The sequence below is a fragment of the Nocardia seriolae NBRC 15557 genome, from assembly GCF_007990715.1.
GTDB classification, from domain to species: domain Bacteria; phylum Actinomycetota; class Actinomycetes; order Mycobacteriales; family Mycobacteriaceae; genus Nocardia; species Nocardia seriolae.
Genome location: NZ_BJWY01000047.1, coordinates 1 through 20,198 on the forward strand (window position 1 = coordinate 1; position 20,198 = coordinate 20,198).

Here is a 20,198-nt window from a genome sequence, read left to right on the forward strand (position 1 = left end):
CGACACTAGCCTTACGCTGCACTCCCGGCAGCGCATGAGTATCGATTTCGTCTGCGAATCGCGCGAATTCGAGTTCGGCGGGCGAGTCTCCCTCAACCAATGGCGGAACGTCGATGAGCGGCTGATCAGCAGGGATGATCTGCACATCCCCGGGCACATCATTCCCCACCGCCAGCAGCAGGCTCAATTCATCGCTGATACTGGTCTTGACCGCACGCTGCAACACCGTGAGCCGATGCCCCTCGGGCAGAAGCCCTTCGAAGAAGGGCGGCACGGCACCGGCGATGCTACGCACCGGATCCGGGCCGAGTGGGAGCGTCGTGGCCACAGGAGTACCGCGGTCGGCGAGATAATCCTTCTCGTAGCGAAATTCGGTCCCGCCCTCCGCTGTCCGCTCCAGAACGCCAGCGCGACGACCGGCCTTGTACACATCCGCTCGGGCAACCCGCCGAAGCTCCTCGAGATCCTTCAACCGACGACCCCCAGGGTGAGTCCGAGCACGTCGGCCACGGCGGCGACAGTGGCGATACTGGTCGAGCCGCTGCCGTGCTCGATCTCGCGTACCGTGCGAGTGGAGGTGCCCGCCAGCTCCGCCAACTGCTCCTGCGTCAGCCGATGACGGCGGCGTGCCGCGTGAATGGCGTCCCCGATGCTCGCTGCCACGGTCATCGCATCACCTCCATGAATCGGCAATATTCTGCCGATATCGTGCTGATGTCATTCAGGCTACCCGAATCGATTCCAAAATCGGAAGAATGCTGCCGATTTCCGCGAGGATAACTCGTTTTAGTTGCTGCAGAGGGGAAATCGGCAGCATATTGCCGATGGAGGCCGGTGTGGCGGCCTGTCAGTGGGGCGCGACAGTGCAGGAACCAGGGCCCCGGATAGGTCACAATCAGATTGTCGTGGGACGGGTACGCCGGCCAGGCGGACCTCTGCGGACCGGGAGCTTCGAGTAGGCGTCAGGCTCATTTGCGGTGCTGGAGCGAGGGTTTGGCGGTTTGCCAACCAGCGGGACCAGGCGGTGCTGAGTCTTCGGGATATTCTTGGGAATGATACGTTTTGGCGGGTGGAATGAACAAAGCCCCTGAACGTATTGCCTGGTCAGGGGCCTTCTGTTGTGCGCCATCAGGGACTCGAACCCCGAACCCGCTGATTAAGAGTCAGCTGCTCTGCCAATTGAGCTAATGGCGCAAGTTACTCCGCGGGGGGCTCGGGCTTTCGCTTCGGCCGCTCTGCGGTGCGGAGAGAACATTAACAGGGTTGGGTGCCGAAAGTGAAATCGCCCCTCTGAGCTGCGAGGTTTCGGGAAGGTGAAGTTGTTAACGCGGCGGGGGTGATCTCTGATGTTCGGTAAGAGCCCTGTGGGGCGGGACGTGACGGGTCTACACCGAGACGTAAGCGGGGTTGCGATGAGTGATGTGAAGGTCCGGCGGTACCGGAGGGTGCTCGGCGTCGGGGCGGTGGTGTCCGTGCTGGCGTTGGCGCTGCTCGGGTGCTCCTCCGGCGGTAAGCACCAGTCGTCCACGGTGGCAATCGATTCCAATCCGATCGGCGAGCTCATGAAGCCGAAGGTGATCTCGCCGATCAAAGACGGCGACAAGGGGGTGTCGCCGGGCGAGCTGACCTTGAAGGTCGAGGACGGGAAGTTCACCAATGTGGTGCTCACCAACCCGGACGGCAAGGCGGTGCCCGGCGAGCTGGCCAAGGACGGCAGCACGTGGAAGCTGGCCGAGCAGTTGGGATTCGGGCGCACCTACAAGCTGAGCATCGACGCGATCGGCCTGGGTGGCGCGAGCAACTCGACTATGAGCTTCACCACCATCTCCCCGAACAATCGCACCCACCCGTACCTGCTGCCCGCCGAGAACGACGTGGTCGGCATCGGCCAGCCGGTGGCCGTGCAGTTCGACGAGAACATTCCGGACCGCAAGGCCGCCCAGAACGCGATCAAGATCACCACGACGCCCGCGGTCGAGGGCGCGTTCTACTGGGTCAACAACCGCGAGGTCCGGTGGCGGCCGCAGAACTTCTGGGCCCCGGGGACCAAGGTCGACATCGCGGTCAGCACCTACGGCCACGATCTCGGCAGCGGCCTGGTCGGCGACAGTGACATCCGCTCCAGCTTCACCGTCGGCGACGCCACCATCTTCACCGCCGACGACAACACCAAGATCGTGACGGTCGAGCGCAACGGCCAGGTGATCAAGACCATGCCGACCTCGATGGGCAAGGACTCCACGCCCACCGACAACGGCGTCTACATCGTGGGCGACAAGTTCGACCGGATCATCATGGACTCCTCCACCTACGGCGTCCCGGTGAACTCGCCCAACGGCTACAAGACCCCGATCGACTGGGCGACGCGAATCTCGTACTCGGGCATCTTCTTCCACTCGGCCCCGTGGTCGGTGGGCGCGCAGGGGTCGGTCAACACCAGCCACGGCTGCCTGAATCTGAGCCCCTCGGATGCCAAGTGGGTGTACGACAACGTCAAGCGCGGTGACATCACCATCGTCAAGAACACCGTCGGCGGCACGCTGTCGGGCGTGGACGGGCTGGGCGACTGGAACATTCCGTGGGAGCAGTGGAAGGCCGGCAACGCCGACCGGAGCTGAGCGCGACCGAACGGACACGGCCGAGGGTCATCAGCGGAATCGCCGATGCCTCTCGGCCGTGCTCGATGCCGGCGCGAGAATCAGCCGATGGTGCCGGGCCCGTTCGCGCCGCAGCCCAGCGCCGCGAAGCCGCCGAGTGCCGCGGCGCTACCGGCCACGGTGCAGGTCCCGGGCTCCGCGGAGTTGGTGTTCGAGGAACCGGTGGCCGCGCCCAGCTTGAACCCGGAGGAGCCGCTGACCAGGGCCTCCATCGGGCTGTTCGGCGCGGGGTCCTTGGTGGTGGGGGTGGGCGTGGTGGTGCCCGGCGTGGTGGTCGTGCCCGGCATGGTCGTGGTGGTGCCCGGGGTGGTGGTGCTGGTCGTCACGTCGACGAGGGTGATCTCCGCCATCGCGGCGGGCGCGGCGGGCAGCATGGCCGCAACAGCTAGCAAAGTGGTTACGGCATAACGATTCACGTGCGGATCCTTCGTATCGAGCGTGGGTCGGGGGCCCCGACGCCCCCAATGTCGAAAGCAGTCTACGAAGATCGCGTGACCTGCGACGCAAAATGCGACACACTGATGTTTCTCTCACAGTGCGGCGCGGTCCGCCTCAGGGTTCCGTGCGTGCGACGGCACGTACGGGCGCCCCGTCCGCGCCGATCAGATTGAGCGGGAACAGCGACACCTCGATGCGCTGACCTGTCTGTTGTGCCGCGAGCACCCGGTCGAGCCGGGTCAGATTCTCCGCGATGACCGCGTGCGCGCCGCACAGGATCCGATGCACCGGAATCTCCTCGGCCGGAGTCGGATCGACCGAGAGCGCGTCGATGCCGATGGTCCGCACACCCGCGGCAACCAGGAACTCGGCCGCCTCGACCGTCAGATGCGGATGGTTCACATAGGCGTGCGTGCCCCAATGCTCGGACCATCCGGTGGCGATCAGCACGATCCGGCCCGCGGCCACCCGCCCCTCGAAGAACTCGCGCCCGATCTCCCCGCCCGCCCCGGCCGCGCGAGCGTCGATCACGACGCCCGTCCCGGTGAACCGCTCCAGCGGCAGTTCGTCCAGTGCGGGCAGCGAGTCGTCGATGTGGCGCGGTGCGTCCACGTGCGTTCCCGTCTGGGAACCCATGTCCACGTGCAGCACATTCACGCCGTCGGAGGTGACGGTCAGCGCCGGCCGGATGCTGACCTCCGGATCGCCGGGATACACCGGCATACCGGACCGGATCGGAACCGAGAGATCGATGATGCCCACTTCCGCCTGCCTCCCTGTGTTTTTCGCGCGATGATGACAGTCAGCAAGATCGAATGAAGCCGCGCCGATGAGGATTCGCCATGTCTGCCATACATATTGCCGTGTTGAACCGCAGTACCGTACTGACCGACGCCCAGGTTTCCGCCGTGGTCCCGGCCCTGCAGACGCAGGTGCACCGGGACTGGGCCCCCGCGTGGGGCAGTGACGCCGATCTGATCTTCGTAGGCACCGGTCAGCAGCCGCCGCCCGGGGCCTGGTGGGTGGTCATCGCCGACGATTCGGATCAGGCCGGAGCGCTCGGCTACCACGATCTCACCAGTGAGGGCCTGCCGATGGGGAAGGTGTTCGCGCGCAGCGACATCAATGCGGGCCTGCAGTGGAGTGTCACCGCCAGTCACGAACTGCTGGAGATGCTCGGCGACCCCGACATCAACCTGGCCGCCTATGTGTTCTCCGGCGCGACCACCGGCCGCATGTACGCCTACGAGGTGGCCGACGCCTGCGAGGCGGACCAGTACGCCTATCCGATCGATGGAGTCCTGGTGTCGGACTTCGTGTTTCCGGCCTGGTTCGAGAACTTCCGGAAGCCGGGCAGCACGCAATTCGACTACGGCAAGCACATCACCAAGCCGTTCCAGCTGCTGCCCGGCGGCTATATCGGCGTATTCGACATCCGGGGCGGCAGCGGGTGGCATCAGCTCACCGCGGAGACCCGCGAGCACACCTATGCCATGCGCGCCCGGGTCGGCAGCCGCCGGGAACGCCGCCGGACCCTGCGCGAGCAGTGGCTGCTCAGCGATCCGCAGTGAGGTTCGGCGACTTGTGGTGAGGTTCGGCGGACCGTGGTGAGATCCGCCACAATGTGGATGCTATCGGATTGCCGGGCGATGTGGGCAACCCGATGGATCGTCTAGGCTCACGGGACAAACACATATCGGTCCGCTTATGAGTCGTGGCGGGAGAAGCCTCGGGAACGGGGTACCGAAGGAGCAACCTCCCCGGAATCTCTCAGGTACAGATACCGTTTCGACCAGGCCACTCTGGAAAGCAGGCGCATCCGCGCCTCACCTACGGTGCAAGCCGGGTTCGCCCGGCGAAGCTCTCAGGTCCCACGACAGAGGGGGAGATCCGATAACCGGGCGGCTGCCCGGTCGAACCGAGGACCTCCCATGCCCGCCGATTTCCCCACCCAGCCCGTCTCCGGTGCAGCACCGACCATGCCCGGCCTGGACACCCTCACCGCGGCCGCGAGCGGCAAGCGATCCGCCCTGGCCGAGGTGCTGGCCTACACCCATCGATTCGTCACGTCGTATTGCCGTGCGGCCCTGGGGCCGGAACCGATCTCCGATAACCTGGCCACCCAGCTGGGCACCGCCATCACCACCGGCTGGCCCGCCGCGTGGGCGGCCCGGCGCGACTTCCTCGAATTCGCGTACACCAGCGCCCACCGCGCCGTCCGGATCTGCCGCTACCAGGTGCCGCATCAGCGACTGTCCGGCCCCCTGACCGATCGCCAGCGCGAAATCATCACCCTGCGGGTGCCGGTCGGCCTCTCGCCCTTGGAAACGGCTGTCGCACTGGATATTCCGGTCCGTGACGTGCACCGCGAAACCCGGCGGGCATTCGCGGTGCTGCGTGCGCATCCGCACGTCGCGTGAACGCCGCCGGTCGATCCTTGCCGGTGAATGCGGTCGCACCGCATCTGTGAGCAATTGCAGGCCCGATCTGGACCCCGGAGGGCTACTACGCAGGCGTGGTCTCAGCCCTCGTCCTGCGCTCCACGCTGCCACTCCGCCTCGGCGACCAGGTTCTGACCGCTGCCCGCGCCATCGAACGCCGGTTGTCATGCCGAATAGCGTCCGCTGACCGGATCTTCTGCGGTTCAGGGGGTGGAAAGGAGTGCGGTGGTGAGGGTTTCGGTGATGAATTGTTCGGTTCGGGGGCCGGTCCAGCCGCGGTCGGCCATGAGGGAGCGGTAGACGTCGTAGCTGGTGAGGGCGTACATGATGTCGGCGGCCAGTTCAGGGGTGAGGCCGGGTTTGAGGGCGCCCTTGGCGGCCAGGTCGGGGGTGATGTGGCGGGGGCCGTCGTAGCGGCCCTGTTCGGCGGCGGTGAGGAAGGTGCTGACCTCGGGGTCGGCGGCGGCGGTGACCCGCATCATGTCGAGCAGGCCCATGTAGCGCTCGGAGACCGTGCGCATGTGGGCGGCGTAAAGGGCGAGCTGGCGGGCGGGGTCGGGTTCGGCGAAAAGCTCACGGAGCCAGCGGCGTTCGGGAGGCGGGGTGGCGGCCTCCTCGTCGGGACCGGCGACCAGGACCGCGGCCGTCTCAGCGAGCACAGCGACCTTGGTGCCGAAGGATTGGTAGATGGTCTGCACGTGGACGCCCGCGGCATCGGCGATGGCTTGGAGAGTGGTCCCGGCGTAGCCGCGCTCGGCGAAGAGGGCGGCGGCGGCCTCCGCGACGCGGCGGCGAGTGGCCTCGCGGCGGCTGCCGCGCGCGGGTGGCGGGGTGCTCTCCGGTGGTCGATTGCGCGGTGTTGACATGGTCTCGATCTTAGCTATAGTTCGCTATATAGCGCACTATAGCTACGGGAGGTAGGCGAGATGCGCGTACTTGTTTCGACCACACCGATGGAGGGGGTGTTCGCGCCGGTGGTTCCGCTGGCGCGGGCGCTGAGCGCGCAGGGCCACGAGGTGGTGGTGGCCACCGCGCCGCAGTTGCTGCCTCGGGTGCGGGCGGCCGGATTGGCGGGTGCCGCGGCCGGTCCGAACGCACCCGACGCCGCGGCCGAGGCGGTGACGCTGCCGGAGTTCGCGTCCGGGACGCAGCCGTGGCGGATCGGGGCGGTCATGTTCGGCAAGGTGATGGCACCCCGCAAGCTGCCTGAACTGCGGGCGCTGGCAGCGGAATTCGAACCTGATCTGATCCTGCACGCGCCGGTCGATCTGGCCGCGCCGGTGCTGGCCGCGCAACGAGGGGTTCCGGCCATCACCTACGGCACCGGTCTGCTGCTCGAACCCGAACTCGTCGAGGTCATGGCGGAATGGGTTGCGCCGCTGTGGGAGTCGGCCGGTCTGCCGCCGGATCGCCACGCGGGGCTGTACCGGTACGGCTATCTCGACCCGGTGCCGCGCAGTCTGCAACCGGCCCTCGGCCCCGCCGCCGGTATCGCGCGGCCGATCCGCCCGGCGGTGCCCGGCGAGGCCGACGACGAACTGCCGGATTGGGCCGGGAAATTGGGCGGCCGCCCGACGGTGTACGTCTCACTGGGCACCGTCCCGATCTTCAACCAGCCCGGTGCTTTCGGACCGCTGCTGTCGGGTCTGGCCGATCTCGATCTCGACGTCGTGGTCACCGTCGGAACCGACACCGACCCGGCCGCGCACGGCCCGCAACCGGGCAATATTCATGTCGCCCAATGGCTTTCGCTGGCGGACATCCTCCCGCGCTGCCACGCCGTGGTCTGCCACGCGGGCGCGGGCACCACGCTGGCCGCGCTCTCACACGGGCTTCCGCTGGTCCTCACGCCACGCGGTGCGGACCAGTTCCCCACCGCGGCGGCCTGCCGCGCGATCGGTGCGGCCCGGGTCCTCGAACCCGACCGGGTGACTCCGGCCGCCGTGCACGACGAGGTCGCCACGATCCTGGCCGACGATTCGTATCGCGCGGGCGCCCAACGCATCCGGGCCGAAATCGAGCGTCTGCCCGATGCCGCCTCCGTGGCGTCCGCCCTCGTCACGGACGGCATCCGGATGTCCTGACGCCGGTGCCATCCCGACCAACGGACCTTGCGCCGGACCGCTGGTCGAGGTCAGGCCGATTCCGGGGCGCGGGCGTCGAGCATCCAGCAGGCGCCGGTGAAGCGGGCCTGGTCGCCGTCGATGAACGGTTCCATGGCGGTGCGGACGTCGGCGATGACCTTCTCGCGGGTGGCCTCGTCCGCGTCGAGCAGTGCGATGCCGACGGGGCCCAGCCGCGAGATGTAGCCGATGAGCGCGGGTTCCGGCATGGCGCACACGGCGTCGACCGGGCGGACGTCGATATCGGTCCAGCCGCTGGATTCCAGGATCTCGGTCACGCGCTCGCGGTCGGCGAAGGCGAATTGGCCTGGTGCGCCGGGGATTCGGGGCGCCAGGTTCGGCAGCAGCGGCGCCGCGATGCGCTCGGCCACGGTGAAGTACGGGTTTTCGTCCATGCCGCGCCAGACCAGGCAGCCGAGCCGGCCGCCGGGCACGGTGGCGCGGCGCAGGTTGGTGAAGGCGGCCACCGGGTCGGCGAAGAACATCACCCCGAACCGGGACATGACGAGGTCGTAGGTCGCGGGTTCGAAGGGGTGGGTCTGGGCGTCGGCGCACACGAAATCGACCGGCAGGCCCTCGCTTTCGGTGTTCGCGCGGGCCGCGTCGATCATCGGTTCGGCGATGTCGACGCCGGTGCAGCGCGCGCCCGCCTCCCGCGCGACGGCGAGGGTGGTGCCGCCGGTGCCGCATCCGACATCGAGCGCCCGTTGCGCGGCGGTGTCCTTCGCCAGCTCGACCAGGATGTCCTGGAAGGGCTGCAGCACCGTGGTGATGAGGTCCTGGGCGTCGACCCAGGCATTGCCGGCCACTTTCCAGCGGGTGGTCTGGTCATTGTCGAGGGGTGTGGTCATGGTCGCGGTCCTTCGTCGATGGACGGGCGGAGAACTACACTGTCTCAATTCAAGCCGACTTGAGGTCAAGGACCGAGGTGATCCGGTGCGGAGTCTGGATATCGCTGAAGTCGTGCGCCGCTCCGGCGTCCCGGCCTCGACCCTGCGCTACTACGAGGAACGCGGGCTCATCATGCCGACCGGTCGGCGTGGACTCCGGCGGCAATACGACGAATCGGTCCTGGCACAACTCGCCCTGATCTCCATCGGCCGCACCGCCGGGTTCTCCCTGGACGACATCGTCCAGGTCTTCGGACCCCAGGGCGAGCTGCGGGTGGATCGCGCCCTGCTGCTCGGCAAGGCCGCCGAGCTGGACCGCACCATCACGCAACTGACCGCCGTGCGCGACGGCCTGCGCCATGCCGCCGCCTGCCCGGCCCCGAGTCACGGACAGTGCCCGACCTTTCGGCACCTGCTGGCCGAGGTGATGGCCGGGCGCATGCCGAGCGAGGACGCGCTCGCCGCCGGCGCATCGTCCGACGGCTCTCAAACCGCCTTGTAGCCCGGGTAGACGCCCGGCGTCAGGCCCTGATACGGCTGCTCGCGGCGGCCGTCTTCCTGTCCCGTCGTTGATTCGGCGACCATTCCCGGCTGATTCGGCCGCGATCGCCGAATCGCCTGCGCCCCACACAATCGTGGTATCGATCGAAAGGCTCAGTCCCATGCTCGGCAACTACTCCGACCTCGCCGGAAAGATCGCCGTCCTCACCGGGGGCTCGCGGGGAATCGGCGCCGAGACCGCCCGCATGCTCGCCGCCCAGCAGTCGCAGGTGTGCGTGGTCGGGCGTGACGAGCAGGCGCTGGACGCGGTCGTCGCCGAGATCAGCGCGGCGGGCGGCACCGCCGTCGGCGCGGTCGCGGATGTCACCTCGGCGGCCGCGCTCGCCGAGGTCGCGGCGCTGGTCGAGCGGGAGTTCGGCCGGGTCGACGTGCTCGGCGTCTTCGCGGGCGGAATGGGTTATCCGACACCGAGTTCCGAACTGTCGGAGGAGCTGTGGCGGCGGGTGCTGGATTCGGATCTGACCTCCGCGTTTTTGACCGTGCGGGCGTTCCTGCCGATGCTGTTGGCGCAGGGGTCGGGCAGTGTCGTCACCATGGCCTCGTCGGCGGGACGCCAGCCCAGCCAGGCCAAGCTCGCCTACGGGGTGGCCAATGCGGGAATCATCATGATGACGAGGCATCTGGCCGCCGAGCTCGGGCCGCGGGGGATTCGCGTGAATGCGATTGCGCCGTCGTCGATTCTGACCGAGAAGGTGGCTGCGAACATGCCCGAGGCGGTCCAGCGGCAGATGGCGGCGTCACATCCACTGCGGCGCATGGGATTTCCGGCGGATGTCGCGCTGGCCGCGCTGTTCCTGGCCTCGGATGCCTCCTCCTATCCGAGCGGCATCACCATCGATGTCGCGGGCGGGCGGATCACCAACTGAATGACGGCTTTCGCTCGGCGGTGCCCTGATCAATGCCGGGCGAAAGCCTCTTGAAGCCACCAGGAACCACCGTCGCTGATGATCTTCGCGTCCAGCAGTAGCGGCGTGTTCCGGTGACCCGCCAGCCATTTCGCGACGATATCGAGATCGGTGACGGTGCGGATCACCGCGGCCGCACAACCCGCGCCGCGCGCGTGCGCCGCGATATCGGTATCCGGGAAGGTCACCGCCCCCAGATCCGCGTCCCGGAAATGGTGTACCTCAGCACCGTAGGCATGATCGTCATAGATCACGATGAGCATCGGAATACCCAGGCACACCACGGTTTCCAGCTCGGAGATACCCATGAGCGCACCACCGTCGCCGAGTGCGGCCACCGGCAGCCGATCGGGCCGGGCCAGCGCGCAGCCGATGGCGGTGGCCAGGCCCAGCCCGATGGATTGGAAAGCCTGGGTGAAGCAGAATCCGTACTGATCGGGCACCTCGAGGTAGGCGCTCGGATACCCCATGAAGTTGCCGGAGTCGACGGCGACGATCCGTTCGGTCGGCAGCAGATCGTCGAGAGCGATGGAAAGCGTTCGCGGGTCGATGCGGTCGCCGGTCGATCGATCCGTGAACGGGACATCACGCCACCGTCCCAGCGCCGCCAGCCTGCTGGCCACGCGCGGCGTCCGATACCCGGCCCGCGGCGTGGCGGCCACCAGTGCGTCGCGCGCGGCCTCACCGACGTCGCCGTGCACGCCGACGTCGATGGGGCGGTGTGCACCCAGCGCCGCGGCGTCCGAATCCACCTGAACCACGGTTGTGTTCGGACCGATGAGAATTCCGTGCCGCATGGTCCACATATTCAACGCGCAACCCCACCCCACGATCAGATCCGCCTCGGTGATCAATTCGGCGACCAGGGGTGAGGCAAACCCGCCCGATATTCCCAGCGACCACGGATCACCCTGGAACAGACCGTGGGCGACCGCCGAAGTGGCGAGCAGCGCACCACTCGACTCACCCAGCGCCCGCAACTCCGGCCCGTAAGCGCGAGCCCCCCGACCGGCGATGAACACCGGCCGGGACGACTCGGACAGCAGCCCGAGCAGTTTCATGACCGCCGCCGCGGTGGGACGGACGGCATCCGGCGGCCCGGGTGCATCGAACGGTCCGAGCGCGGCCGTCCCCAACCCTGCCGAGGCGAAGGATGCGGGGACGGCGATTTCCGCAGCCTGTATATCGAGCGGGAGGTTCAGCACCACGCAGCGGCGCTGGTCTCGGGCGGTGCGGAAGGCGCGGATGGTGTCGGCGATCGCGCTGTGCGGGTTGTGGATGCGCTCGGCGACCGCGCCGACCGCCGTGGCCAGCGCGTCCTGGTCCACGCGGAAGTTGGACAGCACCGCTTCCCCTGCGGTGTCGGCGGCCAGGATGACCAGGGGCGTAAGGCTTTTCGCGGCCTCGGTGATGCCGGTCAGGGCGTTGGTGAGACCGCAACCCTGGTGCAGGGTGACCGCGGCGACGGTGTCGGTCATGCGGGCGTAGGCGTCGGCCATGGTGGTCGCGCCGCATTCGTGGCGGGCGGCGATGTAACCGACACCATTGGCGCGCAGGGCATTTGTCAGGTCGAAGTTGCCGCTGCCGACTACGCCGAAGACCCGGGAGATGCCCAGTTCGGCGAGGACACGGCCGACGACCTCGCTCACCGGCGGCATGGTGCTACCGGTCGACGAGGGCGAGAACCCGTGTGGGACTGCCGGTTCCGCCCTTGATGGGCAGGGGGCTCACGATCAGACCGAACCCGGTCGTCGGGAGCCGGGACAGGTTGCGGAGCTGGGTCAGCCCGCATTTGCCCGCGCCGAGCAGGAAGTGGTGGCAGGGAAAGGGCGGTTCGAAGCCGTGCGCGGTGCCCGCGTCGGTGCCGACGGTTTCGACGCCCAGGCCGAAGATCGTTTGCTGCGAGAGCCATTCGGCGCAGTCGGCGGACAGGCCGGGGGAGTGGGGGCCGGTCGCGTCGGCGTTGCGGAAGCGGGCGGCGTCGTCGGCGTAGGCGTCCCATCCGGTGCGCAGCAGTACCCAGCCGCCGTCGGGCAGGGGGCCGTGCTGTTTCTGCCACTCCAGCAGATCGTCGACCTCGAGCAGGAAGTCGGGGTTGCCCGTCACCCGCGCCGAGACGTCGACGACCACCGCGGGCGCGATCAGCCCGCGCAGTGGCGTCCCGTGCACATCGAATCCGCCCTGCCCGGTGACCCAGTGGATGGGCACATCCAGATGGGTCCCCGTGTGCTCGCCGGTGTGGATATTGTTCCAGTACCAGCCTGGTCCCCGATCGTCGTAATGGCTGATCTCCTCCAGCCCGAACGGAACGGTGTTCGAAAACGGCGGTGGCAGTTGGAGAATCGGGGTGCCGGAGTGCAATGGCGCAGTGAGATCGATGATTTCGGTGGATCCGTCGGCGAGCGCGGCCAACAGTGCGGTGACAGCCGTCATGGCGGTACCTCTTTGCCTCGAAGCTGTCAGCATAGCGCTAGTGGACCTTGCCGAGAGCCTCCTTCGCGACGGCGGCGAACAGCGGATTGTCCGCGGTCGCAGCCGCATCCGGCTTGCTGGACAGCACCACGATCACCACCGGGGATCCGCCGTCGGCGGGCCAGGTGATCGCGGCGTCATTGGCGGTTCCGTAGTCGCCGCTGCCGGTCTTGTCGCCGGTCCTCCAATCGCCGGGCAGACCGGCGCGAATGCGGGCATCACCGGTCTTGTTGGCCAGCAACCAATCCGTGAGCTGCCTGCGCTCGGGGGCGGGCAGGGCATCGCCCAGCACCAGCGCGCGATAGTCGGCGGCCAGCGCGGCCGGGGTGGTGGTGTCGCGTTCGTCGCCGGGGATATCGGTATTGAGGTCCGGCTCCCAGCGATCCAGTCGGGTGACCTGGTCGCCGAGGGTGCGGGTGAAGGCGGTGAGCGCCTCCGGGCCGCCGAGCAGCTTCAACAGCGCATTGCCCGCGGTGTTGTCGCTGCGGGTGATGGCGGCGTCGCAGAGCTCGCTCACCGTCATGCCGGTGTCGATGCGCGTCTGGGTGACGGGGGAGGCGCTGACGATGTCCGCGGCGGTGAAATGAATGACCTGGTCGAAGTATCCGCTGGCGAGCGGGTGGGCGCGCAGCAGCGCACCTCAGGCGAGGGGCTTGAAGGTGGAGTTGATGGTGAAGCGCTCGTCCTGGCGGTAGCCGAGCGTCCTGCCGGTACCGGTGTCGACGGCGAACAGCCCGACTCGTGCGCCGTGGTCTCGTTCGCGCGCGCGCAGCGCGTCGTCGTCGGTGACCACCGTGGCGCTCGGTGTGGAGGTCGACTGTGCCGCATCACTTTTCGAGGTGGAATCGCATCCGGCGGCCAACGGGGCGAGGAACAGCAAGGATGCCATCGCGCCGTATTTCAGGGTCGACAAAATAAACCTCTCGATCTGTTTCGGGAATTGCGAGAACTGCGGTTACCGCGGTGCGCGCAGCATGCGGCCCGCGGCTTGGACGGCGGGCTCGGAACTGCCCGCGTCACTGATGAATACGGCGAAGGCCAGATCGCCGTCGATGCCCACGAACCAGCCGTGCGCGTGCTTGTCGTCGATGTATTCGGCGGTGCCGGTCTTGCCCAGCAGGCCCGGGATATCGCGCAGTGCGGTGGCGGTGCCGCCGGTAATCGTCTCGCGCATCATGGATTTCACCTGATCGGCGATGCCCGCGGGGAGTGCGGGCGGCTGCCTGTCCGGCTTACCCGGCTGTCCCTGCACCACCGTCGGCGGCTTGACCGAGCCCTGCGCGAGTGCGGCGGCCACCAGGGCCATACCGAACGGCGACGCGGTGACCTTGCCCTGGCCGATGCCCTCCTCCACCCGCAGCGCGGGGGTGTCGGCGGTCGGGACCTTGCCGGTCACCGTGGTCAATCCCGGTGTCACATAGTCGATGCCGAGCCCGAGTTGCGCGGCCGCATTGGTGAGTCCGTCCGGAGCGAGCTGCACGGCCAGCCGGCCCATGGTGGTGTTGCAGGACTTGGCGAAGGCGGTGTGCAGCGGCACCTGTCCGAGGTCGAAGTTGTTGTCATTGGGGATCGTTCGGCCCTCGATGTTCTCCTTGCCGGGGCAGGCGACCATCGAATCGGGGGTGACCTCACCCGCTTGCAGGGCGGCGGAGACGGTGACCGTCTTGAAGGTCGAGCCCGGCGGGTACAGGCCGGTCAAGCCGATCGGGCCCTGTGCGTCCCCGGCGGCGTTCTGCGCCATGGCCAGCACGTCCCCGGTCGAGGGCTGAATGGCGACAATGGCCGCCGGTGTGGTGATCGGGGCCAGCGCGGCCTGTGCGGCGCGTTGCAATCCCAGGTCGAGGGTGGTGCGAATGTCGCTGACCGGCTTGGGATCCGGGCCGCCGACGCGCTGGGTGCCGCCGCCGCCCTGGGCGCGGACCGCCCAGCCCGCGGCGGCATCGGCCTGCTGCTGCCACAGCTCCGACAGGCCCGAGAAGGTCGGTGACGCCAGGGACTTGTCGACGGCCAGCAGTCGGGTCTGCTGCGCGGTGGTGACATTCGCGAGGTTCGCGAGGGCGGGTTGGACGGTGGCGTAATCGGATTCGCGCAGTGTGACGGCGGTGATCGGTTTGCCCTGGGCCGCGGCCAGTTCCGATTGCAGGCTCGCGGCGGTGATGTCCGGCACGACCGGTCGCAGGGCCGCCGCGACGGCCGCGGTATCGGCCCCCGGCGCGACATTCACCAGGGTCACCACCTGCTGGGTGAGCAGGTCACCGCCCGCGCCGTCGAGGACCTTGGCGGGGTTCGGGTAGGCGATGCCGTAGGTCAGCGGGCCGATGTTCAAGCCGGGTGCGATGGTGGCCGGATCCCACTGGATCTTCCAATCGCCGCCGGACTTGTCCGCGCGGCCGGTGGTGGTGTACGTCCACTCGTCCTTGCCGTCGGTGCCGAGCTTCCAGGTGGCGTTCAGCGTGAAAGTGCCGCCGTTGTCGGTCTTCTCGACCTTGCTCGCGGCGAAACGCACCTGCTTGCCGAGGTTGTCGTACAGGGCGCCGAGGGTGGTGGCGGCCGTGGCCGGGTCGCTGGTCGCGGTGGCGGCTGCCTGCACATCGTCGCGGTTCAAGGCGTCCGCGAAACCGTCGACCGTCTTGGACAGTCCGGATGTCGGATCCGACGAGCATGCCGTCGCCGTCACCAGCATTGCCGCGGCGCAGACACCGGTGAGTGCCCTCCTGCTGAACTCTGCCATGCCTGCCACCCCAGCACGGATCACCGGTGGCTGTCCAAGACCGACACGGCTGACAATCGATAGCGGAATTCTTATCGTCGCAGCGTGTGACGGTTTGGGCGGGCGGTCGACGGCTGGATCGGACCACCCGGAATGCTGGGGGAGTGGACGAGATCTTCCGGACGGCCGGCGTCGAGGGCAGGGTGCATGCCCGCTGTTTCGACTGCGACGGTGAATTCGGCTGGGGCGCGGACGAACCGGTCGTGCTGTCCTCGGTGGTGAAGGTGCCGCTGGTGCTGGAGTTCGCGCGGCAGGTGGCGGCGGGGCAGCTCGACGCCACCGATCGGGTGCGGGCCACGGCGGCGGATCGGCTCGGCGGGGTGGGGACCGCGGGGTGTCTCGACGATGTCGAGTACAGCCTGCGCGATGCCGCGTACTTCGCGCTCACCGTCAGCGACAACACCGCGGCGGATCTGCTCTTCGATCGGGTCGGGGTCGACAATGTGCGCTCGCTGGTGCGGGAGCTCGGGCTCACCCGGACCCGCGTCGACGGCTCGCTGCGGGACATTCTCTACAGCATGGCCGAGGATATCGGCGCGCGTGACCTGCAGGAATTCGCCCGGCGCTATCCGGAATCGAGTGCGGCGGAGGTGTTCGGGTCGCGGGCGGTGGATCCGCTGCGGACCACCGCGAGCACGCCGCGCGATATGACGCGCATGCTGCTGCTGATCGGGCAGGATCTGGCCGGAGTTCCGGAGGCGTGCGGGTGGGTGCGGGATCTGATGCGGCGGCAGGTGTTCGGGCATCGGCTGCCGTCGGGGTTTGCGCCGGGTACCGATGTCTGGTCCAAGACGGGGACTTTGCCGGGGATCCGCAATGAGATCGGCGTGGTCGGGTATCCGGATGGAAGTCGTTATGCCATCGCGGTTTTCACCGTGTCACACAGCCTGGCCGGGCGGCAGCCCGCGGTGGATCGGGCCATCGGAGAAGCGGCTCGGCAGGCGGTGGAGCGGATTGCTCACGGCCTGCCCGCCACCACATCCCACGGTCGGCGCTGCGGCACGTCTTCGATCGATGCCGTCTGAGGCGGGGCCGGGCGGGATGCGCCGTCGCCCTGCACCACGGTCACGATGACCTCGGCCAGTTCCCGTACCAGCGGATGCGGTGCGGCGGCGGGCCAGGTCAGGGCGAGCCGCCAGGTCAGCGTGCCTTCGGGCAGCGGGCGCCACACCACGCGCGGTTCCTTCTGCGCGACCAAGCCCTGGTCGAAGGCCACGCCGCGGCCGGATAGCACCATGCCGAGCACGAATTCGGGATTGCGGGCGTGCTGCACGGAGGTCGGGCGGAAGCCGTGCTCCCAGCAGGTGCGCAGGGTGGCGTCGTAGAGGCCGGGCGCGGCGGCGCGCGGGAAGATGACCAGACCGTATCCCGCCAGGTCGGCCAGGGTCAGCGTGGATCGCGCGGCGAGCGGCGAGTCGCGCGGCAGCACCACTCCGAGCGGCGTCTCCACCGCCGGGCCCGACTCCAGCCCGACCACATCCACCGGGTACTGGAGCAGCCCCGCGTCCAGTTGCCGATCGGCCAGCAGCCGCACCTGTTCCGCGGTGGTCAGCTCCTGCAGATCCACCCGCACGTCACGGCTCTCGAACGCGGTCACCAGGGCCGCCAGCACCCGTCCCGCCAGTTCCGGTGGCACCCCCACCCGCAGCGAGTCGATCTCCCCTCGATGCGCCTTGCCCACCAGTGCCCGCGCCCGCTCCCACCGTGCGATCAGATCCCGCGCCTCCACCAGCAGAATCTGCCCGGCCTCGGTGAGCTCCACCCGCCGGCTGTCGCGTTCGAGCAGTCTGGCCCCGATATCGCCTTCCAGCTTCTTGATCCGCTGACTCAGCGCCGGCTGCGCGATCTGCAACCGCTCCGCCGCCCGCCCGAAATGCAGCTCCTCGGCGACGGCGATGAAGTAGCGCAACTGACGCAGCGGATCCACCCGTCCGACGATATCGCTTTCCTTATCGCCGGATCATCCCCGGGCGCGCACCTCGAGAATCTGCAGGCAGCGCCCGATCGGGCCGCGCTCATCGTGCAGGACGGTCGAGCACATCCCGACGCCGTCGGGCCCGATCGAGGTCTCCACCGCCAGGCCGATCCACTCGCCTTCCGGCAGCCGGAACAGGTCGATGGTCAGATCGGTATTGAGGAACGTCCACTGGTACGGATCCAGCTGCGCCCCTACCCCGTTCGCGACATCCGCGACCGAGAACACCCGTACCAGCGGCGAAATCTCTTCCCCTTCGACCACCTCGACCAGCGGCTTCACCCACACTCGGCGGGTGATCGCGGTGCTCTCCACGGCGCGGATCTCCACCGACTTCACGTATCCGATGTCCCACCCGTCCGGCACGCCCCAGCCGATCTCGGCGGCCTCCGGCACCGGCGGCAGCGGCGCATCCGCGGTATGCGCGGCCGCGGTGGTGTCGGAGGTGGCGATCCGCCACGCCGCGGCCTTCGCCACCGCCCGGCGGCTCCCATCCGGCTGCGTGGCAACGAGTTCCGCACCGACCAGTTCGACCCGTTTACCCGGTCGTTCGACCCAGGCCCGCACCTCGATCTCACCCACCGGCACCGGCCCCAGAATCTCCATGGTCAGCCGCGCCACCCGCATACCGTCGCGCGGCGCGCACCGCTCCACGGCCCGCGCCAGCAGGGCGGAGGGCGGCGCGCCGTGCTGCATCGACGCCGCCCACACACTCACCGTCGACGCGGTGGCCAGGTATCGCTCGTACCCGTCGGCGGCCGCGCCCCGCGCTAGGTAATACGCCCGTGTCCCCGCCTCGTCCAGCGCGGTCGGTTCCTCTGTCACGTCATGCACCCGGGTCATCGGGCCAAGGTATCAGCCCATGTCCGACGCACTAGACGGTGTACGACCAATGATCGGTCGAGCGCGCCCGGCCGGGTTCGCCGACACCGGAATGAGATCGACTCGCCCGGCCGGAAACGGCGGAAATAAACGATCAGTGTTCACAATCTGGATATTGGATCCCCTATGCCGGAGGTCTGCCTGGATGCTCGTCCATGTGCTCGCGCCGGTCGCGATCGTGTTGGTGGCCATCGGTTTCGCGGTGGGATTGCGGCGGTTCAGCGCCAGCCGCGTGGTCCGGGAGCGGGTGCCCGGCGAACTGCTCGAGACCATCGCCGGTTGCCGGGGGCCGCTGGTGGCGCTGGTGCTGGTGTTCATGCTGCGGGCCTACCAGCCGATCTTCGAGTCCTCGCTGCATTTCGGGACGCGGGGGACGATGCTCAATGTCGCGATGATGCTGATTCTCGGCTGGCTGGCCGTCGCCATCTCGCGGGTGCTGGTCGCCCTGCTGCACCTGCGGCTCGCCGGCCGATTCGCGAGCGATCCGGAGCGCGTCCGGCGAATCCATACCCAGCTCACCGTGTTCCGGGCCGTCATCGCCGCGATCATCTGGTTGGCAACGGCCATCTTCATCATGCTGACCTTCCCCGCGACCCGGCCGATCGCGACCAGCCTGTTCGCCTCGGCCAGCCTGCTCAGCCTGGTGGTGGGTATCGCCGCGCAGGGCACGCTGGGCAGCATGTTCGCCGGACTGCAGATCGCCTTCGGCGACGTCGTGCGCATCGGTGACATGGTCGTCGTCGACGGCCAGCGCGGCATGGTCGAGGAACTCGCCCTCACCTACGTCGTGGTCCGCCTGCTGGACTACCGCCGACTGGTAGTCCCGGTCACCTTCTTCACCACCAAGCCGTTCGAGAACTGGACGCGCATCCACCCCGGCGTGAAGTCCGAAACCCACATCAACCTCGATCTAGCCGCCCCGGTGCCGACGATCCGCACGAAGGTCGCCGACATCATCGAGAACTCCCCCCTGTGAGACCGCGACGAATGGTCCCTGACCATCGCCGAACCGGACCCCGACGCCCACCTCCTCCGCCTGAAGATCGCGGTCACCGGCGAATCCCCGACCGCCGCCTCCACCCTGTGCGAGCACGTCCGCGAACAACTGCAGCACTTCCTGGTCACCGAACTCCCCGAAGCCCTCCCCCAACTCCGACTCGCCCCTCCGATATCCCCACCGAAGCAGTAGCCGAATTCCACAGCCCACACGGCCGGCACACCAGTCGACTTCACCAAGATCAGTGTCCATTGGGAGAGCTACTGACCAGGCGGAACTGTCACGACAGCCGACGGCGTAGTGTCCGCTCGGCATACCGAACAAGGAGTTCGGCCTCGCAGCCCGGTGAGGTTGGGTCGGAGCCGTGTTCGAGCAGCCAGCGGACTCCGCGCAGGCTTCGGAGTGACCACCAGGCGCGGACTACCTCGAGGTCTACGGCTGTTCCGTAGCCGGCGACGACATCATCGAGGTGTTCCTCGTGGCCGAGGGTCAGGGTGGCGATGTCGTAGAGGGCGTCGCCTGGGGCCGCTTCGGACCAGTCGATCACCCCGGTGACCTCGTCGCCGTCGACGAATACGTGGGTGGGCTGTAGGTCGCCGTGGGTGAAGACCGGTGTCCATGGCCGCAGCGCCGCGTCAGCGATTCGGCGGCTGCAATTGACCACATCGATGGGAAGGACGTTGTTCGTGATCAGCCACTCGCATTCGGTATCGAGCTCGACGGTGATTTCGGCAGGACTTCGTCCGAGCCGCGGGGGCAGCGGCGCGTCGTGCAGCATCCTCAGTGCTGCACCAGCCGCCGCCCATGCTTCCGATGACGCGGCGGACGGTTCGCCGAGGCGACCGAGGGCCCTCCCCGGCAAGGCGGCCAGCGCGAGCACCGGGGGCTTGCGCCACAGGACTTCCGGAGTCGGGATCGGCGCCAGCGCCATCGCCTCAACCTCGACATCCGCGCGCTTCTGATCGCTGTCGATCTTCAGGAAAACCTGCCCGACCCGCAGTGTCGCGCGCTCATGATGCGCGGCAACAACCTCGACTTCCTCCACGTCAGCCGCCCATCGGGAGATGCAGGCCCGACTTACGGTGCC

The 20,198-nt window shown here is 68.2% G+C and carries 22 protein-coding genes, 1 tRNA gene and 2 riboswitches; of the genes, 8 read left to right on the forward strand and 15 right to left on the reverse strand.

The genetic code is table 11. The features are described 5' to 3' along the window. The 3 genes from NS2_RS16320 to NS2_RS16330 form a co-directional block, all read right to left on the reverse strand. Positions 1–472: HipA N-terminal domain-containing protein (locus NS2_RS16320; RefSeq protein WP_186817599.1), on the reverse strand; the 472-nt coding region annotated here is incomplete at its 3' end. After that, entirely contained in the window at positions 469–669 is a 201-nt protein-coding gene (locus tag NS2_RS16325; RefSeq protein WP_033088284.1) for a helix-turn-helix domain-containing protein, read from the reverse strand. The genes NS2_RS16320 and NS2_RS16325, both read right to left, overlap by 4 nt. A gap of 452 nt (positions 670–1,121) precedes the next feature. Then, positions 1,122–1,194 (reverse strand) — tRNA-Lys (locus tag NS2_RS16330). Between the two features lie 218 nt (positions 1,195–1,412). Here NS2_RS16330 and NS2_RS16335 point away from each other — a divergent pair. After that, positions 1,413–2,618, forward strand: coding sequence for a L,D-transpeptidase (locus tag NS2_RS16335; protein WP_045437931.1), 1,206 nt, complete (start codon positions 1,413–1,415; stop codon positions 2,616–2,618). A gap of 80 nt (positions 2,619–2,698) precedes the next feature. Here NS2_RS16335 and NS2_RS16340 read toward each other — a convergent pair whose 3' ends face one another. Next, the gene (locus NS2_RS16340) at positions 2,699–3,073 is read right to left on the reverse strand and encodes a hypothetical protein (protein ID WP_145961851.1); all 375 of its coding nucleotides are present in this window, start codon (positions 3,071–3,073) and stop codon (positions 2,699–2,701) included. Between the two features lie 136 nt (positions 3,074–3,209). Beyond that, positions 3,210–3,857, reverse strand: a complete 648-nt coding sequence (locus NS2_RS16345) for a cyclase family protein (RefSeq protein ID WP_033088281.1) — start codon at positions 3,855–3,857, stop codon at positions 3,210–3,212. An 80-nt stretch (positions 3,858–3,937) separates the two neighbouring features. Between NS2_RS16345 and NS2_RS16350 the strand changes: the two genes are divergently transcribed. After that, positions 3,938–4,666, forward strand: a complete 729-nt coding sequence (locus tag NS2_RS16350; RefSeq protein ID WP_081985969.1) for a hypothetical protein — start codon at positions 3,938–3,940, stop codon at positions 4,664–4,666. Between the two features lie 137 nt (positions 4,667–4,803). Further along, a riboswitch (glycine riboswitch) is annotated at positions 4,804–4,891 on the forward strand. Beyond that, positions 4,892–4,985: riboswitch (glycine riboswitch) on the forward strand. Between the two features lie 41 nt (positions 4,986–5,026). Continuing rightward, on the forward strand, positions 5,027–5,515 hold the full coding sequence (locus tag NS2_RS16355) for a hypothetical protein (protein WP_033088279.1): 489 nt from the start codon (positions 5,027–5,029) through the stop codon (positions 5,513–5,515). 224 nt (positions 5,516–5,739) lie between these two features. Here NS2_RS16355 and NS2_RS16360 read toward each other — a convergent pair whose 3' ends face one another. Then, positions 5,740–6,402, reverse strand: a complete 663-nt coding sequence (locus tag NS2_RS16360; protein ID WP_045437929.1) for a TetR/AcrR family transcriptional regulator — start codon at positions 6,400–6,402, stop codon at positions 5,740–5,742. 60 nt (positions 6,403–6,462) lie between these two features. Between NS2_RS16360 and NS2_RS16365 the strand changes: the two genes are divergently transcribed. Then, on the forward strand, positions 6,463–7,620 hold the full coding sequence (locus NS2_RS16365) for a glycosyltransferase (RefSeq protein ID WP_096490693.1): 1,158 nt from the start codon (positions 6,463–6,465) through the stop codon (positions 7,618–7,620). A 50-nt stretch (positions 7,621–7,670) separates the two neighbouring features. Here NS2_RS16365 and NS2_RS16370 read toward each other — a convergent pair whose 3' ends face one another. After that, complete coding sequence (locus NS2_RS16370) at positions 7,671–8,510, reverse strand: class I SAM-dependent methyltransferase (RefSeq protein ID WP_033088278.1); 840 nt, start codon at positions 8,508–8,510, stop codon at positions 7,671–7,673. Between the two features lie 85 nt (positions 8,511–8,595). On the opposite strand from NS2_RS16370, the gene NS2_RS16375 reads away from it, so the two are divergent. Beyond that, complete coding sequence (locus NS2_RS16375; RefSeq protein ID WP_033088277.1) at positions 8,596–9,051, forward strand: helix-turn-helix domain-containing protein; 456 nt, start codon at positions 8,596–8,598, stop codon at positions 9,049–9,051. A 160-nt stretch (positions 9,052–9,211) separates the two neighbouring features. After that, positions 9,212–9,976 carry an SDR family NAD(P)-dependent oxidoreductase gene (locus NS2_RS16380; RefSeq protein ID WP_033088276.1) on the forward strand — a complete coding sequence of 255 codons (765 nt, stop codon included), beginning with the start codon at positions 9,212–9,214 and terminating at the stop codon, positions 9,974–9,976. Positions 9,977–10,005: 29 nt separating this feature from the next. Here NS2_RS16380 and NS2_RS16385 read toward each other — a convergent pair whose 3' ends face one another. From NS2_RS16385 to NS2_RS16400, 5 genes are all read right to left on the reverse strand, one after another. After that, on the reverse strand, positions 10,006–11,673 hold the full coding sequence (locus tag NS2_RS16385; protein WP_033088275.1) for a thiamine pyrophosphate-binding protein: 1,668 nt from the start codon (positions 11,671–11,673) through the stop codon (positions 10,006–10,008). A 4-nt stretch (positions 11,674–11,677) separates the two neighbouring features. Next, positions 11,678–12,448: a cyclase family protein gene (locus NS2_RS16390; protein ID WP_033088274.1), complete on the reverse strand. Its 771-nt coding sequence runs from the start codon at positions 12,446–12,448 to the stop codon at positions 11,678–11,680. A 37-nt stretch (positions 12,449–12,485) separates the two neighbouring features. Next, entirely contained in the window at positions 12,486–13,121 is a 636-nt protein-coding gene (gene bla / locus NS2_RS16395; protein WP_308640199.1) for a class A beta-lactamase, read from the reverse strand. A 6-nt stretch (positions 13,122–13,127) separates the two neighbouring features. Continuing rightward, positions 13,128–13,376 (reverse strand): hypothetical protein, encoded by a 249-nt coding sequence (locus NS2_RS37530; protein ID WP_228102625.1) that lies wholly within the window; start codon positions 13,374–13,376, stop codon positions 13,128–13,130. Positions 13,377–13,442: 66 nt separating this feature from the next. After that, positions 13,443–15,218 carry a penicillin-binding transpeptidase domain-containing protein gene (locus tag NS2_RS16400; RefSeq protein ID WP_033088273.1) on the reverse strand — a complete coding sequence of 592 codons (1,776 nt, stop codon included), beginning with the start codon at positions 15,216–15,218 and terminating at the stop codon, positions 13,443–13,445. A 143-nt stretch (positions 15,219–15,361) separates the two neighbouring features. Here NS2_RS16400 and NS2_RS16405 point away from each other — a divergent pair, with 143 nt between their 5' ends. Beyond that, the gene (locus NS2_RS16405) at positions 15,362–16,282 is read left to right on the forward strand and encodes a serine hydrolase (protein WP_033088272.1); all 921 of its coding nucleotides are present in this window, start codon (positions 15,362–15,364) and stop codon (positions 16,280–16,282) included. On the opposite strand, the gene NS2_RS16410 is transcribed toward NS2_RS16405, so the two are convergent. Both NS2_RS16410 and NS2_RS16415 read right to left on the reverse strand, forming a co-directional pair. Then, positions 16,216–17,184 carry a LysR substrate-binding domain-containing protein gene (locus NS2_RS16410; RefSeq protein ID WP_036546542.1) on the reverse strand — a complete coding sequence of 323 codons (969 nt, stop codon included), beginning with the start codon at positions 17,182–17,184 and terminating at the stop codon, positions 16,216–16,218. The genes NS2_RS16405 and NS2_RS16410 overlap by 67 nt on opposite strands. Positions 17,185–17,217: 33 nt before the next feature. Beyond that, a complete protein-coding gene (locus tag NS2_RS16415) occupies positions 17,218–18,075 on the reverse strand; it encodes a thioesterase family protein (RefSeq protein ID WP_052086534.1) in 858 nt (285 codons plus the stop codon). A gap of 184 nt (positions 18,076–18,259) precedes the next feature. Between NS2_RS16415 and NS2_RS16420 the strand changes: the two genes are divergently transcribed. Then, positions 18,260–19,090 carry a mechanosensitive ion channel family protein gene (locus tag NS2_RS16420; protein WP_052086533.1) on the forward strand — a complete coding sequence of 277 codons (831 nt, stop codon included), beginning with the start codon at positions 18,260–18,262 and terminating at the stop codon, positions 19,088–19,090. A gap of 301 nt (positions 19,091–19,391) precedes the next feature. On the opposite strand, the gene NS2_RS16425 is transcribed toward NS2_RS16420, so the two are convergent. Next, positions 19,392–20,156 (reverse strand): phosphotransferase family protein, encoded by a 765-nt coding sequence (locus NS2_RS16425; RefSeq protein ID WP_033088270.1) that lies wholly within the window; start codon positions 20,154–20,156, stop codon positions 19,392–19,394. Positions 20,157–20,198 lie beyond the last annotated feature (42 nt).

Excerpts from the sequence above, each read along its gene's own strand:
- NS2_RS16335 (WP_045437931.1), top strand. The coding sequence starts at position 1,413 with ATGAGTGATGTGAAGGTCCGGCGGTACCGGAGGGTGCTCGGCGTCGGG.
- NS2_RS16355 (WP_033088279.1), top strand. The coding sequence starts at position 5,027 with ATGCCCGCCGATTTCCCCACCCAGCCCGTCTCCGGTGCAGCACCGACC.
- NS2_RS16415 (WP_052086534.1), bottom strand. The coding sequence starts at position 18,075 with ATGACCCGGGTGCATGACGTGACAGAGGAACCGACCGCGCTGGACGAG.
- NS2_RS16365 (WP_096490693.1), top strand. The coding sequence starts at position 6,463 with ATGCGCGTACTTGTTTCGACCACACCGATGGAGGGGGTGTTCGCGCCG.
- NS2_RS16400 (WP_033088273.1), bottom strand. The coding sequence starts at position 15,218 with ATGGCAGAGTTCAGCAGGAGGGCACTCACCGGTGTCTGCGCCGCGGCA.
- NS2_RS16390 (WP_033088274.1), bottom strand. The coding sequence starts at position 12,448 with ATGACGGCTGTCACCGCACTGTTGGCCGCGCTCGCCGACGGATCCACC.
- NS2_RS16420 (WP_052086533.1), top strand. The coding sequence starts at position 18,260 with ATGCTCGTCCATGTGCTCGCGCCGGTCGCGATCGTGTTGGTGGCCATC.
- NS2_RS16325 (WP_033088284.1), bottom strand. The coding sequence starts at position 669 with ATGACCGTGGCAGCGAGCATCGGGGACGCCATTCACGCGGCACGCCGC.
- NS2_RS16360 (WP_045437929.1), bottom strand. The coding sequence starts at position 6,402 with ATGTCAACACCGCGCAATCGACCACCGGAGAGCACCCCGCCACCCGCG.
- NS2_RS16385 (WP_033088275.1), bottom strand. The coding sequence starts at position 11,673 with ATGCCGCCGGTGAGCGAGGTCGTCGGCCGTGTCCTCGCCGAACTGGGC.
- NS2_RS16380 (WP_033088276.1), top strand. The coding sequence starts at position 9,212 with ATGCTCGGCAACTACTCCGACCTCGCCGGAAAGATCGCCGTCCTCACC.
- NS2_RS37530 (WP_228102625.1), bottom strand. The coding sequence starts at position 13,376 with ATGGCATCCTTGCTGTTCCTCGCCCCGTTGGCCGCCGGATGCGATTCC.
- NS2_RS16350 (WP_081985969.1), top strand. The coding sequence starts at position 3,938 with ATGTCTGCCATACATATTGCCGTGTTGAACCGCAGTACCGTACTGACC.
- NS2_RS16370 (WP_033088278.1), bottom strand. The coding sequence starts at position 8,510 with ATGACCACACCCCTCGACAATGACCAGACCACCCGCTGGAAAGTGGCC.